This window comes from Roseicyclus sp. (genome assembly GCF_965662675.1).
In the GTDB taxonomy this organism is placed as follows: Bacteria; Pseudomonadota; Alphaproteobacteria; order Rhodobacterales; family Rhodobacteraceae; genus Roseicyclus.
In genome coordinates, this window is record NZ_CBFIIK010000179.1 from 1 (window position 1) to 2,228 (window position 2,228).

The following is a 2,228-nucleotide window of genomic DNA, read 5'->3' on the forward strand; positions in this document are numbered from 1 at the left end:
TCGGCCATATGCGGGCTTGCCATCTTCTTGGCGAGTTTCTTGAGGTCAAGCGCGCGAAACTCGTTCCACTCGGTCAAGATCGCCACCAGATCGGCATTCTGCGCCGCCTTGTAAGGGTCGTCTTGCCACACCACACCGGGCAAAAGCGCCTCGCCCTCGCGTCGGCCTTGGGGGTCGACGACCCGCACCTTGGCCCCACCACCGACCAGCGCTGGCACGATGGTCAGGCTGGGGGCGTCGCGCATATCGTCGGTGTTGGGCTTGAAGGTCACGCCAAGCACCGCGATCGTTTTGCCGTTGAAGCTGCCATCGCAAAGGTCGCGGAGCTTTTCGATCATCCGGGTCTTCACCCCATCATTCACCCGGATCACGGTCTCGACGATCGACTGGGGAACCGCATGTTCTTGACCGATGCGGGCGAGCGCGCTGGTGTCCTTGGGAAAGCACGACCCGCCATAACCGGGGCCGGCATGCAAGAACTTGTTGCCGATCCGCCCATCAAGCCCCATGCCCTTCGAGACCTCCTTTACATCCGCGCCGACCCGCTCGCACAGCGCCGCGATCTCGTTGATGAAGGTGATCTTGGTCGCCAGAAAAGCATTGGCTGCGTATTTGATCATTTCCGCCGATTCCAGATCGGTCGTGACAATGGGAAAATCGCGCAAGAACAGCGGGCGGTAGATCTCGGCCAACACCTCGGCGGCGCGTTCGGTCTGCACGCCGATGACAACGCGGTCGGGTTTCATGAAATCGTCGATCGCCGCCCCTTCGCGCAGGAATTCCGGGTTCGAGGCGACGTCGAACTCCGCATCGGGGCGCGCCTTGGCCATCACCTGTTTGACCTTGCGGTTTGTCCCCACAGGCACGGTCGATTTGGTCACGATCACCGCATAGCCCGTCAGGGCATGCGCCACTTCCTCGGCGGCCGTCATGACATAGGTCAGATCCGCATGCCCATCGCCGCGCCGGGTCGGCGTGCCGACTGCGATAAACACCGCCTCGGCGGCATCGACCGCCGCATGCAGATCGGTAGTGAACGACAGCCGCCCTGCTTCGACATTCTTCGCCATCAGCTGATCGAGCCCCGGCTCGAAGATCGGCACCTCGCCGCGATCGAGCTTTTCGATCTTGCCCGGATCTTTGTCGACGCAGATCACATCATGGCCGAAATCCGAAAAACACACCCCCGAGACAAGGCCGACATAACCCGTGCCGATCATCGTGATACGCATAAGATACCTTTTCGCTCGTTTACTGAGATACGTTTTCTTTGGTGTCGCCCAGCAAGCAAAAAGTATCAAGCATGCGCATGTCCTTGATCGCGCATTGCCACCTTTGCTCCCAAATCGGCTTGCACCCCTGCGACCACGCTAGAATGCCGGCATCATCGCGCCATTGACCGCGATCAACGGCTCCGCACCGGGCGAGGCCACAGACACTGTGCGTCACCGCACGGGACGCGGCCGCAAATCTGCACTAGCTTTGTCACCATGACAGGAGGGGCCCAATGACCGACCAGCAGCCGCGCAAGATCCAGACCCAAGGCGTGCATCACATCACCCTGATCGGTGCCGACCGTCAAAGCAGCATCGATTTCTGGGAAGGGGTGCTGGGCATGCCCTTCATTTTCGATCAACCCAATCTCGACAATCCAGGCGAAGGACATCTCTACTTCGATCCCGGCGATGGCCGGCTAATCACCGTTTTCACCAACGAGGCACGCATTCGCGACACCAAGCCCGTGCCCGAAGCGGTGGGATCACTTCATCACCTCGCCTTCAACGTCAGCCAAGCCTCGTTTTGGCAAATCGCCGAACGTCTCGATGCACGCGGGGTGCAGCATTCAGGCCCCGTCGATCGCGGCTTCATGGACTCGCTCTATTTCCGCGACCCGCTCGGCCTACGGATCGAATTGGCCTCCTACCGCTTCGAGCCGCCCGAGGGGATGCGCCACGCCGATGTGCTGCTCGAAGCCCACAAGATCCGCGTCGCGCGCGGCGACCACCATATCGACCGCGCCCATCTGGCCGATGCCATCGAAACGCTCGTGACCCGCAGCCAAGGCTCCCTCTCCACCGACCGCAGCGCGAAACACGGCTACTGACGGCAGGGATGAGACCGGCTTGTCCTGTCCCCCGTAGACATCGCGACGCAACTCTTGCGGAGCATGCCCGAGCATGCGGCGCAACGCCCATGTAGGCACGACGCGCAGATTTGTTGAAGATTTC

The 2,228-nt window shown here is 61.2% G+C and carries 2 protein-coding genes; one reads left to right on the forward strand and one right to left on the reverse strand.

Annotated elements, in window-relative coordinates:
* Positions 1–1,232, reverse strand: a 1,232-nt coding sequence (locus tag ACTG4J_RS15255; protein ID WP_439140585.1) for a UDP-glucose dehydrogenase family protein, incomplete at its 3' end; no start/stop codon positions are given.
* Positions 1,233–1,507: 275 nt separating this feature from the next.
* Between ACTG4J_RS15255 and ACTG4J_RS15260 the strand changes: the two genes are divergently transcribed.
* The gene (locus ACTG4J_RS15260; RefSeq protein ID WP_439140586.1) at positions 1,508–2,104 is read left to right on the forward strand and encodes a VOC family protein; all 597 of its coding nucleotides are present in this window, start codon (positions 1,508–1,510) and stop codon (positions 2,102–2,104) included.
* The last annotated feature ends 124 nt before the right edge of the window (positions 2,105–2,228 follow it).